The sequence below is a fragment of the Pedobacter sp. GW821-FHT01D05 genome (assembly GCF_059422505.1).
Genome location: NZ_JBWKXA010000003.1, coordinates 202,926 through 219,144 on the forward strand (window position 1 = coordinate 202,926; position 16,219 = coordinate 219,144).

At 38.9% G+C, this 16,219-nt stretch carries 10 protein-coding genes and 1 tRNA gene; 9 read left to right on the top strand and 2 right to left on the bottom strand.

The features are described 5' to 3' along the window. Window positions 1–4 precede the first annotated feature (4 nt). Entirely contained in the window at window positions 5–1,462 is a 1,458-nt protein-coding gene (locus AC07VK_RS13030) for a Gfo/Idh/MocA family protein (protein WP_492960964.1), read from the top strand. Window positions 1,463–1,470: 8 nt separating this feature from the next. Further along, window positions 1,471–2,556 (top strand): Gfo/Idh/MocA family protein, encoded by a 1,086-nt coding sequence (locus tag AC07VK_RS13035; protein WP_492960966.1) that lies wholly within the window; start codon window positions 1,471–1,473, stop codon window positions 2,554–2,556. Window positions 2,557–2,720: 164 nt separating this feature from the next. Here AC07VK_RS13035 and AC07VK_RS13040 read toward each other — a convergent pair whose 3' ends face one another. Next, window positions 2,721–3,161 carry an SRPBCC domain-containing protein gene (locus tag AC07VK_RS13040; RefSeq protein WP_492960967.1) on the bottom strand — a complete coding sequence of 147 codons (441 nt, stop codon included), beginning with the start codon at window positions 3,159–3,161 and terminating at the stop codon, window positions 2,721–2,723. A gap of 156 nt (window positions 3,162–3,317) precedes the next feature. Between AC07VK_RS13040 and AC07VK_RS13045 the strand changes: the two genes are divergently transcribed. The 7 genes from AC07VK_RS13045 to AC07VK_RS13075 all read left to right on the top strand — a co-directional run bounded on the left by AC07VK_RS13045 (window position 3,318) and on the right by AC07VK_RS13075 (window position 15,819). Next, window positions 3,318–7,046, top strand: coding sequence for a tetratricopeptide repeat protein (locus AC07VK_RS13045; RefSeq protein WP_492960969.1), 3,729 nt, complete (start codon window positions 3,318–3,320; stop codon window positions 7,044–7,046). 778 nt (window positions 7,047–7,824) lie between these two features. Continuing rightward, window positions 7,825–8,442 (top strand): TetR/AcrR family transcriptional regulator, encoded by a 618-nt coding sequence (locus AC07VK_RS13050; protein ID WP_492952541.1) that lies wholly within the window; start codon window positions 7,825–7,827, stop codon window positions 8,440–8,442. 69 nt (window positions 8,443–8,511) lie between these two features. Beyond that, the gene (locus tag AC07VK_RS13055; RefSeq protein WP_492960971.1) at window positions 8,512–9,849 is read left to right on the top strand and encodes a TolC family protein; all 1,338 of its coding nucleotides are present in this window, start codon (window positions 8,512–8,514) and stop codon (window positions 9,847–9,849) included. Window positions 9,850–9,865: 16 nt separating this feature from the next. Next, window positions 9,866–10,915 (top strand): efflux RND transporter periplasmic adaptor subunit, encoded by a 1,050-nt coding sequence (locus AC07VK_RS13060; protein ID WP_492960973.1) that lies wholly within the window; start codon window positions 9,866–9,868, stop codon window positions 10,913–10,915. Window positions 10,916–10,926: 11 nt separating this feature from the next. Continuing rightward, on the top strand, window positions 10,927–13,977 hold the full coding sequence (locus AC07VK_RS13065; RefSeq protein WP_492960975.1) for an efflux RND transporter permease subunit: 3,051 nt from the start codon (window positions 10,927–10,929) through the stop codon (window positions 13,975–13,977). Window positions 13,978–13,999: 22 nt separating this feature from the next. Further along, complete coding sequence (locus tag AC07VK_RS13070; protein ID WP_492952545.1) at window positions 14,000–14,776, top strand: SDR family NAD(P)-dependent oxidoreductase; 777 nt, start codon at window positions 14,000–14,002, stop codon at window positions 14,774–14,776. Window positions 14,777–14,799: 23 nt separating this feature from the next. Continuing rightward, window positions 14,800–15,819 (top strand): NAD(P)/FAD-dependent oxidoreductase, encoded by a 1,020-nt coding sequence (locus tag AC07VK_RS13075; RefSeq protein ID WP_492952546.1) that lies wholly within the window; start codon window positions 14,800–14,802, stop codon window positions 15,817–15,819. Between the two features lie 324 nt (window positions 15,820–16,143). Here the strand turns inward: AC07VK_RS13075 and AC07VK_RS13080 are convergent. Continuing rightward, window positions 16,144–16,215, bottom strand: a tRNA-Glu gene (locus AC07VK_RS13080). Window positions 16,216–16,219: the final 4 nt, after the last annotated feature.

A 16,219-nucleotide genomic window follows, 5' to 3' on the forward strand; every position in this document is an offset into this window, starting at 1 on the left:
TTAAATGATGATAGAAGATAAGGCAAATTCGAAAACTGAAAATTCGAGAAGAAACTTTATTAAAACAACAGCGCTTGCTGCCGCTGGATTTATGATTGTACCCCGCCATGTGTTGGGTGGGCCAGGTTTTCTGGCGCCAAGCGATCGTTTGCAATTGGCCGGAATAGGTGCGGGTGGAAAAGGAGAGGGCGATATTGCCAGTATTGTTAGAGGAGGAAAAACAGATGTTGCTTTTTTATGCGATGTAGACGATAAAAGAGCTGCAAATTCTCTAAAAAACTTCCCAAAGGCAAAATATTACAAAGACTACCGTGAGTTATTAGATAAGGAAGGTAAAAACATTGATGCCGTAACGGTATCTACACCCGATCATACCCATGCACAAATTGCCATGGCAGCCATGCAATTGGGCAAACACGTGTATGTGCAAAAGCCTTTAACGCACGATATTTACGAAGCCAGGATGTTAACCGAAGCTGCAAGCCGCTATAAAGTGGTTACGCAGATGGGTAATCAGGGTGCTTCGGGCGATGGTGTAAGAAGACTTCAGGAATGGTACGATGCAGGCAGGATAGGTAAAGTTCATACGGTTTACTGCTGGACTAATAGACCAGTATGGCCACAAGGAATTTCGTGGCCAAGCGGGAAAGCCGAAATACCAAAAGAACTCGATTGGGATTTGTGGTTAGGCAGTGCTCCATACAAAGAATATGTAAATAAATTGGTTCCCTTCAACTGGAGGGGATGGTGGGATTATGGTACCGGTGCCATTGGCGATATGGGCTGCCACTTGGTAGAGCCTCCTGTTAGGGTGTTAGGCCTCGATACCCCAATTAGCGTTGAATGCAGTGTAGGTAGTGTATATGTTGATGAATTCAAACGTGCCTATTTACCAGAAAGCTGTCCGCCATCAAGCCATGTCATTTTAACCTTTGCCAAAACGCCAAAAACCAAACACGAGGTTCAGGTGCATTGGATGGATGGAGGCATTAAACCAGAGCGTCCGGAAGAGTTGGGACCTAATGAAAGTTTCGGCGATAACGGTGTGCTTTTTATCGGCACAAAAGGTAAAATGATTTGTGAAACCTATGGCAAAAATCCAAAGTTATTGCCTCTGTCGCGCAATGAATCAGATAGAACGAAAATCACTATTCCGCGTATCGCTAATCAGGAAGAAGGCCATTATACGCAGTTTGCCGAAGCCGCGATTGCCGGTTATGGGAAAATGGAGCTGAGTTCGCCCTTTGAAATTGCCGGACCACTTACCGAAACTTTATTAATTGCCAACCTGGCCATTAGAGGCACAGATGTGCAGCGCAGAGATGCAGCGGGTAAAATCACTTATCCGGGCAGAGATATCAAAATGCTTTGGGACAAAGTAAATATGAAGGTGACCAATTTTGACGAGGTAAATCAATTTGTGAAACGCGAATACCGAAAAGGCTGGACATTGGGTGTTTAAGATTTAGTATGTCGAATGGAAATAAGAATTTAAGGGTATTAGTAGTGGGCTGTGGTAATATGGGCGCGTCTCATGCCACAGCTTATCACACCTTACCCGGTTTTGAAATTTGCGGATTGGTTTCTACAGGTAAAAGCAAAGAAAAACTTAACGAAAAATTAGGCGGACAATATGATCTGTATACTGATTTTTACGAAGCACTTGAAATAACCAAACCCGATGCTGTTTGCATTTCTACTTATCCCGATACACACGAAGCTTATGCCATAAAATCTTTCGAAAGCGGCTGCCATGTGTTTATCGAAAAGCCATTGGCAGATAGTGTAGCAGGTGCAATAAAGGTGGCAGAAGCTGCTAAAAAAGCGAATAAAAAATTATTGGTGGGTTATATCCTCCGCTATCATCCTTCATGGGAGAAATTTACAGCGCTCGCTCAGGAAATGGGAAAACCATTGGTAATGCGCATGAACCTGAACCAACAGAGTCATGGCCCCAAATGGACGGTGCACCGTAACCTGATGAAAAGTTTAAGCCCCATTGTCGATTGTGCTGTGCATTATATCGATATTATGTGCCAAATGACCCGATCGAAGCCTATACAGGTGAGTGCCATTGGCGCCAGGCTTACTGATGATATCCCGGAATGGAATTACAATTACGGGCAGTTGCAGATCCGTTTCGAAGATGGCTCTATCGGTTGGTACGAAGCTGGCTGGGGCCCGATGGTGAGCGATAACGCTTTTTTTATTAAGGATGTTTTTGGCCCAAAAGGATCAGTATCTATCACAGCTAAAAAAGCAGGTGCAGCCGGAAACTCCGATAACATTGATGCGCATACCAAAACCGAATCGATTAAAATACATCATGCCGATTTAGATGCCAATGATGAGTTTAGCAAAGCCGATGAGTGGGTAGATCTTACCGATGAGCCCGATCATCAAGAACTGTGCAACCGTGAACAAAGGTATTTCTTAAAAGCCATTACCGAAGATATCGATTTAACCGATGCTACAGAAGATGCGATAAACAGTTTGAGAATTGCTTTTGCCTGCGATGAATCGGTAAAAACCGGTGAAATGATCCGCCTGGAATAAAATTCTTGCACTATTTCTATTTCTGCGATCGTCCTACTGAATTTGTTTTATTAGCAGTTTATTGTTTTAAAGGCCTAATAGCTACTTCGTGGTCAGCATCTATGTAGATAGTGAATTCAGAAATAGAACATCTTATGGAAAGTCTTGGTTAGTTTTTAGGGGACCTAATCTGTTGATAGTTCAAAAAGGTATTCCCCAAGTCTATCCATATTTTCCTTTAACCCATCTTCCGCTTTATGCACTTTAACTATTGTTTCGCGCATCTCAGGAGTGTCGAATAACATCGTCCAGTTTATCTGGGTTTCTTCATCCTTGGCCTCAAAAAGAACTGTAGTGAGAAAATGTGGGTTGAAGTGTTCGAATACAATTTTTTCAAGTGGAATAATCTCTTTAAAAATGCTGCGGTTGGCATAGTCTTTACCATCAGGTCCATGTAAGGTGAGCTTCCATTCACCACCTGCCTGCAAATCCATTTTATGGATGGTGGCACTAAATCCTTTTGGTCCCCACCAGTTTTTAAGGTGCTCGGGTTTGGTCCAAACGTCCCAAAGCAATTGCATATTTGCTTTAAAAGTTCCCTTAATCTGCATCGATCTGTTCTTCATTTTTTTCTATCGCAGTTTAATTCTATTTTTTAGTCTGATTATCTAAGTTAGAAAATATTACCTGCACATTAAACGCCGTAAATGAGTGAGGTTTTTCTTACTTATTTTTAATCTAATTGCTTTGATTCAGATTTGTTTTTTTTCTATAATTACAAAATGAAATTTAAACTATTAATTCTCTCAATTCTTGTTTCTTCGTCTATTCAGGCACAAACAAATTTGAACCCAGGTTGGGAATATTTTTTCAAAAACAACCGGACAGCGGCACGCGATTTTTTTACCAAGGCAGCACTTAAGCCTGCATTTTCAGATGAAGCAAATGTTGCGCTCTCTATGATGACTGAAATGGACCGGCCGGCCAAAGAAGGTTTTAACTATTTAAATAAATTATCCAATACCTCCAAAAACCCACAACCATACCTTGTTGCGCTTTGGAGCGATTTGCCCAATAACGCTTCGAGGATAAAAACGGCCGACCAGTTGGAGTTTTATAAAAAACTGGCCACTAGAAAAGATGTTGATGGCACCATTAATGCATTGGCCTACGCGTCGTTAGGTTCGCATTTCGAAGAGAAAAAACAATACACTGAAGCTGATCAGTATTTCAGTAAGATTGGCGAAATCGAAAATTGGTTAATCACAGGCGAGTATGAGAACATTTCGACCAGTGGTTTCGATAAACAGTACGATGATGTTTTAGCTCACCCAGAACTTAATTATGTTTTTACAGGGAAAAAGAACCGAAAATTTAGCTGGAGAACGGTACCTTATGTACGGCACGATAAATGGTTCGATTTTACTTATTATAACACCTACGAAAATGCATTACAATTTGCCCAAACATTTGTTAATGCACCCGCAAGTACAACGGCACAGTTAAGAATCGGTGTATCCGGATCGGTAAAAGTTTGGGTAAACGATCAGCTTTTAATCAGCGAATCTGAAGAAAGAAACAACGACCTTGATGCATACATTGTGCCAATTAAGTTAAATCAAGGCTATAACCGTGTTTTGGTGCAGATAGGCGAAAGCTATGCAGGTAGATCAAATTTTATGCTGCGCTTAACAGATGCCAACGGAGCACCACTAAATAACCTTTCTACTACCAGTACACCACAGGCCTATTCAAAAGAAACGAGTCCGGCTCCTGCTCAGCTAAAACCAGTTGGGTTTAAATATTTCGAAGATGCCCTTAAAGCAAAACCGCAGAGCTATTTAAACCAGTTAATGATGGCTAAGCTTTATTTGCGTTTAGGAAATGTGTTCGATGCAAGGTTGATCCTGGAAAAACTTAAAAAACGTTTTCCTGAAAGTACCTACCTCAACCTGATGATGATAGAACTGTTTGTTAAAGCTGATAACAGAACAGGTATTGAAACACTCAGGGAAGAAATTAAAACACACGATCCGGAATGTTCTTTAGCTTTAGAACTTGTATACACGGAGCACTTTCAACAGAATGATTATGTGCGTGCAAAGGAAGTTCTTGCTAAACTGGAGAAAATTTATGGCGAGAATGAAACGGTGTTGATGAAAAAACTGAATATACTCGGCCAGGAGAAAAAACAACCTGAAATTATAGACCTGGTTGAGAAAATTTATCCACAATATTTGAATTCAGCAGACATTGTCAATTTAAAATACCTGATCGAAGTGCAGATTAGAAAGAACCCTAAGGCGATTGATATTTTGCAGAAATACATTGATGAAAATAACGATTATAAGGCTGCTAAATATGTAGCGAAGCTGCATTTGGATAAAGGAGAAACCGATGCCGGTATAGATATTTACAAAAAAGAATTGCAGAACGATCCGATCGGATTTTCCATCTACACCGACCTTGCAGGCATTTATTATCAGTTGCAACAATATGATGAGGCAGAAAAATTATATTTAAAAGTACTCGAGATCGATCCCAACAACGCATTTGTGTATTCTCAGTTGGGTACGCTGTATAATGCAAATAAACAGAAAGAGAAAAGTATTAAGGCATACGAAAAGAGTTTACAGATCGATCCAAATAATTACACCGTTATCCAGTTATTAAGAACACTTCAGGATAAAAAAGCGGTATTTGATTATTTCGATAAACCTGATGTTAAAGTGATGGTTAACAAGGCGCCATCTAAAACCGAATATCCCGATGGGCAGGTTGTGGTTTTGAACAATGAAGTACAGAAAGTTGTTTATGAAAACGGTGGATCAGAAGAGAAACACTATTTTACTGCAAAAATACTTACCCAAAAAGGGCTTGAAAGTTTTAAAGAATATGCTATTCCTTACAACAGTGACCAGAATTATGCGGTAGAAATAGCTGAGGTAATAAAAGCAAATGGAACAAAAGTGCCTGCCGAAGCCAATAACAGTGAGCTGGTATTTACAAACCTCGAAATTGGCGATGTGATTAATATCCGCTATAAAATCGAAAATTTCCATGTTGGGGCAATGTCTACCCACTTTTGGGATTCTTTCTATTTTAGTGATGGTTTGGATAATCTTAACATTAAATATTCATTGTTAATCCACCGCGATAAAGCTTTCAAATATGTTTTTTCACAGCAGGACATTGCACCAGTTAAAACGGCTAAAGATGAGTTTGACTTATATGTATGGGAAAAGAATAAACAGGAAGCCTTAAGGTATGAGGATAAAATGCCTCCCATGGATGATGTTACCAACATGCTGTATTTATCATCTATCCCCGACTGGAAATTTATTGCAGATTGGTACGACAATATTGCATCTGCTAAAGCGCGGAGCAGTTATGAAATAAAAACAGTAGTAAATGATTTGTTTGCTGGTAAAAGTAATTTAGATGATTTAACTAAAATCAAGATGATTTATAATTACATCATTACCAACATCGCATACAGCTCTGTATCGTTTAGGCAAAGTGGTATTATTCCTCAAAATCCATCAACAGTTATTAATACAAGAATTGGCGACTGTAAAGATGTATCTACGCTTTTTGTGAGTATGTGCAAAGAAGCTGGAATTACAGCAACACTGGCTTTGGTAAACACCAGAGATCGTGGGCAAAATACACTGTTGCTACCTAGTATCGAATTTAATCACTGTATTGCCAAATCTACAATAGGAGGGAAAGATTATTGGGTAGAGCTTACTTCGGGAACATTGCCTTTTAATACTTTCAGTAATACTTTCCTGGGATCTAATATTCTCGAAATTAATAAAACAGGCACAGCTTTAACCAAATTTAATCCTGGTATAAGAGGAAGAAATATGATGGGCTACAAAACCGAGGTTAAGCTTGAAAATGCCGATATGACGGTTAAGGAAACCAATTGGAATACCGGATCGATGTCTAGTTATATCAGAAGTGTTTTTAACGATTTGAGCAGTGCAGATCAAATCAAGAAAATGAAGGAAGATCTGACTGGCATTTACCCAGAAAACGAAATTTATAACCTTAGTTTTACTAACCTCAATACTTCGAAAGCTACATCAGATACGGTGGGCACAGCCTGTTCATATAAATTACTTAATGTAAGCAAAAGTGTAGCGGGCATGTCGATATTCTCTATTCCGTGGTCAAACAAATCGTATGCAACAGCCTTGCAAGTGGTTTCGCCCCGGAAATTTGGTATCGATCTTACCCAGTTATTTGGTGTTGATGAGTCTAATCAGGAATTATTGTTAGAGCTTCCAACCGGAAAAGCCATGGTTCAGCCTTTTAAAGCGGTTCAACTAAGCAATGATTTTGTCGATTTTAAACTAGAGAGTGTACAACAAGGAAATAAACTCGTTTTAAAGCGGAGTTTTGCATTAAAGAAAGATTATGTTCCTTTAGATAAGATCGACCAGTTTAAGGCTTTTTATAAAGAAATGGCTGAGGCTGATGATCAGCAACTGGCTATGAAGTAAGAACAACTTAGAGAGCTTGTATCATAAACGTATTTTATCCTTAGATTTTTGTCATGTTGAGCTTGTCGAAACACATAAAATTATATTTAACTAAGTCCTTCGACAGGCTCAGGATGACAAATCTATATTTATGATACAAGCGCTTAATTATTGAAGAGCAGCCAGATCCTTAGACACTACGGTTTATAAAACTTATTGAGTTAGTGACTTATTGACGGGTAAGACGTTCACCTTATCAATAATTTTTACTTAAATAATTTTCAGTAAAAACACAAAACCCGCTAACAATTCATTTGTTAGCGGGTTTTCGTAGCCCTAACGGGAAATTCTTTGAACCGCTTTTTAATTTTTTAGACCTTTTGGAAAAATTACTCCAGAGATCTATATCCAGAAAATCAAGTCGTTTTTGACTTTGGATTGGCAAGGATATAAACATTTATGAATTATTAATTTCATGATTGTCAATTTTTGATATCACAAAAGTAGATCCACTTAATACCTGTGTTTTAACCGAAAAGAGGAACGTCTGACAAGAAATGACATTAAAATAGATTGGAGTAAAATCCGTTCAAATTTTATCCAAGGTCCGGTCTGCCTGACAAAACGCTTGAATCAAATTCCCTAAAATTATTACCTTAAAACTTTCCGCTTATTTGGGCTGAAAATGAAGAATGTTGGCTGATATAGGTTCACTAATGATAAAATTTCAAAAATAAAAATCAATTTATTTGGAAAAGTGAACGATGTTCATTTTATTTGTGCTCAAATTTATTCAACAATGAGTAGCGCAGACCGCAAAGCAAGAGAAAAAGAAGAACTGAAAGCCCTGATACTAAAAGAATCAATGAAGTTGTTTGTTGAAAAAGGTGTTAACCAGACAACCATCCGCAATATTGCTGATGCAATTGATTACAGTATCGGCACTGTTTATATTTATTTCAAGGATAAGAATGCCATCCTCCATGCCCTGCACACGCAGTGCTTTACCGAACTGGGAGGGCAATTCAGGGTACTATATAATGTAAAAGATCCGATGGAGCGGCTAAAAGCCATGGGGCAGCTTTATATTCAGTATGCAATGGAGAATCCCGATAAATATGACCTGATGTTCAGTTTAAAGGCGCCAATGGAGTTTCTGAATGATATGCAGGAAAAAGAGTGGGAAGAGGGAACCGCTAACTTCGAGGTATTACGAACAACAGTGCAGGAATGTATTAGTGCTGGCCATTTCGAAGGGCATAAACTGGAGCCGCTGTCTTTTCTGATATGGGGTTGTGTGCATGGCATGTGTAGCCTGGAAATAGGGGGGCGTACAAAAAATGTGAGTATTAAAAACCCTGAAAACATAGTAACAGAGGCATATGATGAGTTTTTGAAAATTATAAGTAAGCTATAAATTTTTTTACCCCTTTTATGAACATTGTTCATTAAGTTTATTATGTTCAATAATTTAAAATAAAATAAGATGAAAAAAATACTCACGCTATTTTTATTGTTATTGGTTGGCAGCGCTTATGCGCAAACACACCTGGATCAGTATATCCGCACGGGTCTCAGCAGTAATGAAACAATCCGCCAGCAGCAATTTTTACTTGATAAAAGCCTGTGGGCTTTGAAAGAAGCTAAATCGTTATTCCTCCCCAATGTTGAGTTTAATGGAAGCTATACCCTTGCAGGTGGCGGACGCACAGTGGATATTCCGGTGGGAGATTTAATGAATCCAGTTTACAAAACGCTTAACCAACTAACAGGCAGCAATAATTTTCCGCAAATACAAAACCAAAGTGTACTGCTGAACCCCAATAATTTTTATGATGTAAAACTACATACCACTTTTCCGGTCATCAATGCAGAAATAGCTTACAATAAAAAAATAAAAACCCAGCAGTATGATTTGCAAAAGATAGAAATAGCCATTTACAAGCGGGAACTTGCAAAAGAAATCAAAATCGCTTATTATAATTATTTACAGGCAACAACAGCCATCGGGATTTATGAAAATGCCCTTGCACTTGTAAAAGAAAATGAAAGGATAAACACTTCTCTTTTTAATAATCAGAAAGTAAACCGCACGGCAGTTGCAAGGAGCAATAATGAAGTAATAAAAATTACTGCGCAACTGAATACAGCCATGATAAACCGTGCTAATGCCAGAGATTTTTTTAATTTCTTAATCAACCAACCGCTGACCACTCCCGTACTTATTGATTCAATAACTAATATTCCTGACCCACAGGTTGCAGACAATACTGCTATCAATAAAAGAGAAGAATTATTAAAGTTAAATACAGCAGCCGCAATCAATAAGAACCTTATTGGTCTTGCAAACTCCTACAAAATACCAAAACTTAATTCCTTTCTTGATGTAGGGTCACAGGCTTTTGACTTTAAAGTAAATGATAAATCGCCTTATTATTTTTTCGGGATCTCACTTGGTTTCGATATTTTTTCTGGAGGTAAAAATAAATACAGAGTAAACCAGGCGAAGGCAGATGCTAAAGCGATTGAATCGCAGATAAGTAATACCGAGCAGCAGCTGAAATTACAGGTTAGTATTGCTGCCAATTCATTTAGTACTGCTCTTATCAATTACAATGCTGCTGTTTCACAAGTGGCTTCCTCTGAAAAATATTATAAGGATGAATTGCGGCTGTACAAAGAAGGCATTGCACTTTACATAGAGCTGCTGGATGCACAAAACCAACTGGTATCTGCCCAACTGCAGGTAAATATTTCACTTTACGACACATTGAAAAAGCAGGCAGAAATAGAACGCGCCAATGCAAGTTTCATCATTCAATAAATAAATATCAAACTATATGAAAAAAATAAAAATACTCAGCCTTACTGCAATAATATTGGTTTTATTTTCTTGTAAGGAGAACGAGAAAGCAAAAAAATCATTGGGAGAAGCAGATGTTATCCCTGTAAAGGTTTCTGCTGTATCTGCGTTAGGATTACCACAAAAAATAAGTGCTACAGGTCTCGTAAGCACAGAAAATGAAGCTAAATATTCTTTCAAAATAGGCGGCGTAATTAGCCGTGTTTTTGTAGAAGAAGGTCAGTTCTTCCGCAAAGGACAGTTGCTCGCCACACTCAATTCAACAGAAATTGCCGCCGGCCTATCACAGTCCAGTTTAAATGTAGACAAGGCGCAACGTGATTATGAACGAGCGGCTAATCTTTACAAAGACAGCGTTTTTACACTGGAGCAGTTGCAAAACACAAAGACAGCCCTGGATATTGCTTACAAAGCAAAGGAGGCCGTTGCCTTTAATGCACATTATTCAAAAATATATGCAGCCTCTGATGGGTTTGTAAGTCAGAAAATCGCCAGTGAAGGGGAAGTGATTGCGCCTGGTATGCCAGTGCTTGCCATTAACGAAACACGGCAAAATAATAACTACATACTTAAAGTCGGCGTAACTGACCGGGAGTGGGCAGCGATTAATCCGGGACAAACGGCAACAGTGACGCTGGATGGATATGCTGATAAGAAATTTGACGCTTTCGTGTTTCGCAAGTCACAGGCAGCAGATCCTATACTTGGCTCCTTTCAGGTAGAACTGAAATTGAAATTAAACGACATAAAACCGGCGGTGGGCATGTTCGGCAAAGCGGAAATAGCTACAAACCAGGATGAGAATGTTAAGGTCATCCCATACGGATCGTTAGTAGAAGCGGATGGTGATAAAGCATTTGTGTTTACACCCGATGGAGCTAATAAGGTCAGGAAAATTCCGATAACTATTTCAAGGTTCGACAATCAACAGGTTTATCTAAAAGATGGACTTGACGGGGTGAAAGAAATCGTGATATCCAATAGTGCCTACCTCAACGAAAAATCTATAATAAAAATCATCAGGTAATAATAGCAGATATGAAGATTACTAATTTCGCCGTTAAAAATTATCAGTTCACCCTCGTTATATTTCTGCTGTTTGCAGTAGTTGGTGTACTCGCTTTGTTTACAATGCCCCGTTCGGAAGATCCAACTATACATCCACCCGAATATCTTATAACTGTGATATATCCGGGCACAAGTCCTAAAGATATGGAAGAGCAGGTGGCAAAACAAATTGAAAATAAAATTTACGGCCTGGAGAACATTGACAAAATTCTTACTACAATTGAGGATGGTGTAGCGGCAATCCAGGTGAAATTCAAATATGGTGTTGATATAGACAATAAATACCAGGAGATATCAACAGAAATAAACGCTTTAAAAAATAGTGAGCTTCCTAAGGATATCTATCTTATCAAAACAGAAAAGATTTCTTCTTCCGATGTCAAAATTTTACAGGTTGCATTGGTTTCAGGTAATGCTTCCGATAAACTGCTAAGAGATGAAGCTGATATCCTGAAAACAAATCTGGAGAAAATAACAAACCTGAAAGAAGTCAAGTATTCCGGAATGCCGGAACAGGAAATCCGGATTGATGTACAATTGGACAAACTGGCACAACTGAAAATTCCGCTAAACGTAGTTATTGGTAGTTTACAAAGTGAAGCAGCAGACATTCCCGGAGGAAGCATCAACCTAGAGAGTAAGATTTTTAATGTAAAGACCAGTGGTAAGCTGAAGAACGTGGAGGACGTTGCCAATACCGTCGTCTACAATGCCAATGGAAAGATTATATACCTGAAAGATGTAGCGGAAGTAAGTTATAAAAACGAAATGGTCAGCCATATTACACGTGTAAATGGACATCGTTGTGTCCTGGTTACAGCAGCGATGAAAGACAATGTTAATATAACGAAAGTGCAGAAAGAGTTTCTGCCAATACTGGAAGAATTTTCTAAAAGATTGCCTTCTAATATCCAGCTTGTCAAAACTTTCGATCAGGCTACTATGGTTTCACAACGTTTGGGACATCTCGGATTTGATTTTGCCCTGGCCATTCTTCTGGTAGTCATTACTTTATTGCCTTTGGGATTCAGGGCATCACTGATTGTGATGATCTCTATTCCGCTTTCTTTAGCATTAGGGCTTATTGCGATGAACTTATTGGGATTTTCTTTGAACCAGCTAAGCATTGTTGGCCTCGTTGTGGCTTTGGGGTTATTGGTCGACGACAGTATTGTAGTAGTAGAAAATATAGAGCGATGGCTTAGGGAAGGACATTCACGAATGGATGCAGTTCTGAAAGGTACTAAACAAATAGGTGTAGCAGTTGTAGGATGTACAGCCACTTTGGTAATTGCATTTTTACCTCTTGCCTTCCTACCGGATGCAGCCGGTGAATTTATGCGCAGCCTGCCCATGGCTGTTATCACCAGTGTGCTGGCATCAATGATCGTGGCTTTAACGTTGGTTCCTTTTATGGGAAGCCGGTTATTGAAAACACACACACATGGGGAAGGCAATTTTTTTCTGAAGCAACTGCAAAAATTTCTCACCTACAGTTATCGCGGTATTATGCCACGGGCTTTAAAATATCCTAAAACAACCATTGGAATATCATTAATACTTAGTGCTCTCGCCTTTTTCTTATTTACAAAAGCAGGATTCAAACTTTTCCCCACTTCTGAGAAGCCAATGTTTCTTATCAATATCAAAATGCCATTGCAGGCTGATATTCCTGAAAGTGATCGTGTGACCAAACTTGTAGAAAATGAATTAAAGCAACACAAAGAGATTGTGTATTATACAAGCAATGTAGGTAAAGGAAACCCTCAGATATATTACAACGTACACCAACAGGATGTTAAGCCCGACTTTGCCCAGATTTTTGTACAGATGGATGATGAGGCAAGTCCTCATACTAAAGTAGGGTTGGTTAAGCAGCTAAGGCAAAAGTTTAAAGATTTTCCTTATGCCAAAATTGAAGTGAAAGATTTTGAGCAGGGCCCCCCGATAGAAGCAAACATAGTGGTCAGGGTTTTTGGCGAAGACCCAAATAAATTGCGTGAGCTTTCCTTTAAAGTGGAAGATCTGTTACGCAAACATCCAGGAACTGTTTACATCAATAATGAATTAAACACCTACAAGTCCGATGTTAAAATAGAAATAAACAAAGAAAAAGCCCGCACATTGGGTGTGCTTACAAGCGATGTTGATAAGGTAATTCGAATGGCGGTAGCAGGATTAACTGTTGGTGATTATATAGATGACAGGGGCGACTCACGCAATGTTGTTTTAACGCTTACCAGGGATAAATTTTCAAATTTAGATGCATTTAAAAACCTTTATGTGAATAATATACAAGGTGTTCCTGTATTGGTTAATCAGATTGCAACCATTTCTTTTGAAACATCGCCTACGGCAATAAATCATTTTAATAAATCGCGTTTCGCAAAGGTTACCTCCCTAACTAAAGAAGGTGTATATGCAAACGATGTGCTAAAGGATATTGTTCCGCAACTGGACAAACTTAAAATGCCACCTGGATACTATTACAAGCTATCTGGTGAAGCGGAATCGGAAGGTGATACACTGGGTGGAAATTTTTTGTCAGTTATCCTGTTAAGTACATTCCTTTTTATTGGAGTTCTGTTACTACAATTCAAAACGTTTAAAGGTATCATCATTGTACTATCTATTATTCCATTAGGGATTTTGGGTGGTGTGGTAATGCTATTGATCACCGGCCATCCGATGTCAATAGTTTCTATCATTGGTTTCATTGGTTTGTCTGGCATACAGGTCAAGAATTCGCTGTTACTCGTTGATTTCACCAACCAGTTGCGGGCTGAAGGACATAGCATTGACAGCGCAATTAAGATAGCAGGAGAAACCCGTTTTTTGCCGGTTGTGCTTACGTCCATAACCGCTATTTGCGGATTAATTCCCCTCGCCTGGAATCCCAATCCACTTATCGCGCCATTGGCAATTGTGCTGATTGGTGGATTGATCAGTTCAACCATTCTTTCAAGAATTGTAACGCCTGTTATGTATAAGCTTATACCACCTTCCATTGAAAGTATTTAATCATTCATAAAAAAAGAACAAAATGAAACAATACATCCTAATAACCGGAGCATCATCCGGAATTGGCTACGAAATGGCCCAACAGCTTGCGGCTTTAGAATACAATCTGATCCTCACTGCCCGCAGCGAGGATAAATTGGCAGCCATGCAGCAGGAATTATCTTCCAGATATGGGATCGTCGTACACTACATACCCAAAGACTTAAGCAAAACAGAGCAAGCGACCCAGTTATTTGATGATATCAAATCAGCAAACTATCAGGTATCTCATTTGGTTAACAATGCCGGATTTGGCGAGTATGGAAGTTTTCTGGAAAGCTCGCTGGACATGGAGTTGAATATGATCGATCTCAACATCAGCAGCCTGGTTATCCTTACCAAATTGTTTGCAAAAGACATGGCGGCCAGAAAGTCGGGCCGAATCATGAACGTGTCTTCAGTTATTGCATATTTACCTTTCCCTTACCAGTCGGTGTATTCAGCAACCAAGTCTTTTGTCTTAGCCTTTTCGCAAACCCTCGCTGCTGAGCTGGAAGGAACTGGCGTAGTGGTTACCACGCTTGCCCCTGGGGTTACAGAAACAGCATTTATTTCACCGGAAATGCGGGAAACCAATCTGTTGAAATCCAACAAGCCCACTTCTGTAAAAACAGTGGCTACTGAAGGAGTGAATCTGTTGCTACATGGAAAAGGAAAGAAAATTGTAGGCTTTCAAAACAGGTTTAATTCCATTTTAGCAGGAATACTGCCAGACTCTGTAATGATGAAAATTAAGATGAAGCTGGCAAGCGTCAAGTGATATTGCACAAATCTAAAAAACAAATGACTGAACCGAAAAGAATATCAAGACGAGAACTAATTAAACAAGGGGGGCTTGCTTTATCAGTTTTAGCTCTACCTTTATCATTAACAGCATTTTCAAATTTTAACGAGATGACAGATAACAAAAAATTTGACGTAATCATAGTTGGCGGAAGCTATGCAGGACTTTCGGCAGCAATGGCTTTGGGACGAGCATTAAGAAGTGTTTTAATTATTGACAGCGGTTTGCCCTGTAACCGACAAACACCTCATTCACATAACTTCATTACGCAAGACGGAGAAAAACCAAGCGCTATTGCGGAAAAAGCAAAAATTGAAGTGTTGAAATACGACACAGTAAAATTCATAACTGACCTTGCCGTTAACGGAACAAAAACCGACAAAGGATTTGAGATTTCGACCCAATCAGGAAAAATATTTTCTGCTAAAAAACTGGTTTTTGCAACTGGGTTAAAAGACAAAATGCTAAACATTAAGGGGTTTTCTGAATGTTGGGGAATTACAGTGCTTCATTGTCCCTATTGCCACGGATATGAAGTAAGGAATCAAAAAACAGGGATTTTTGCAAATGGATATGGTGCATTTCATCTGGCTCGGCTCATTCATAACTGGACAAAGGATTTGACGATATTTACCAATGGAAAGTCGGAACTGACACAAGAGCAAACCGATGAAATCAAAAGACACAATATTTCAATAGTTGAAAAGGAGATCACCTCATTGAAACACAAAAACGGAGTTGTTGAAGAAATAATTTTTTCAGACAATTCAACTTTTCAATTAAAAGTTATCTATTCAAGACCTCCTTTTGAACAACACTGTAAAATCCCCGAATTATTGGGTTGTGAATTGACAGAACAGGGACTTATCAAAGTAGATGGATTTCAGAAAACAACGGTGGATAATGTATTCGCTTGTGGAGACAGTAGCAATCCTCTTCGTGCTGTATCATATGCTGTATCGACAGGGAATAATACAGGCGTGTTCTTAAATAACGCAATGGCAGAAGAGGAATTTTAAAATAACAATAAAGGCTGCATTGCATTGGCAAATTGGGGCTTGAAACTCAGGCGGGTATAATTTTGGACTTTCTCTATTTGCTTGCTAAGAGATTTAGACGTCCCGAGGATACAGAAATAGTCAATGACCTTAAGGGTAAATCGAACACCTAAATGGTTGCTTAACCAACTCAGGAAGTTTTTTAAAAGAAATTGAAATTAAGTTAAGATTTCGATGAATTGTCGAACACCTTTATTTTGAAGAAACTACACTTTTAAATCACTTATAGTCAAAAAGTTAGTTTCATAAAAAAAGTGAACAATCCTAATAGATTGTTCACTTAAGTAGCCCGTAGGGGAATCGAACCCCTGTTTCCAGAATGAAAATCTGGCGTCCTCACCCCTAGACGAACGGGCCATTT

What these genes read in the sequence shown, in the direction of transcription:
- AC07VK_RS13040 (WP_492960967.1), bottom strand. Translation starts at nt 3,161, where the DNA reads ATGAAGAACAGATCGATGCAGATTAAGGGAACTTTTAAAGCAAATATG.
- AC07VK_RS13055 (WP_492960971.1), top strand. Translation starts at nt 8,512, where the DNA reads ATGAAAAAAATACTCACGCTATTTTTATTGTTATTGGTTGGCAGCGCT.
- AC07VK_RS13050 (WP_492952541.1), top strand. Translation starts at nt 7,825, where the DNA reads ATGAGTAGCGCAGACCGCAAAGCAAGAGAAAAAGAAGAACTGAAAGCC.
- AC07VK_RS13075 (WP_492952546.1), top strand. Translation starts at nt 14,800, where the DNA reads ATGACTGAACCGAAAAGAATATCAAGACGAGAACTAATTAAACAAGGG.
- AC07VK_RS13060 (WP_492960973.1), top strand. Translation starts at nt 9,866, where the DNA reads ATGAAAAAAATAAAAATACTCAGCCTTACTGCAATAATATTGGTTTTA.
- AC07VK_RS13045 (WP_492960969.1), top strand. Translation starts at nt 3,318, where the DNA reads ATGAAATTTAAACTATTAATTCTCTCAATTCTTGTTTCTTCGTCTATT.
- AC07VK_RS13035 (WP_492960966.1), top strand. Translation starts at nt 1,471, where the DNA reads ATGTCGAATGGAAATAAGAATTTAAGGGTATTAGTAGTGGGCTGTGGT.
- AC07VK_RS13030 (WP_492960964.1), top strand. Translation starts at nt 5, where the DNA reads ATGATGATAGAAGATAAGGCAAATTCGAAAACTGAAAATTCGAGAAGA.
- AC07VK_RS13065 (WP_492960975.1), top strand. Translation starts at nt 10,927, where the DNA reads ATGAAGATTACTAATTTCGCCGTTAAAAATTATCAGTTCACCCTCGTT.
- AC07VK_RS13070 (WP_492952545.1), top strand. Translation starts at nt 14,000, where the DNA reads ATGAAACAATACATCCTAATAACCGGAGCATCATCCGGAATTGGCTAC.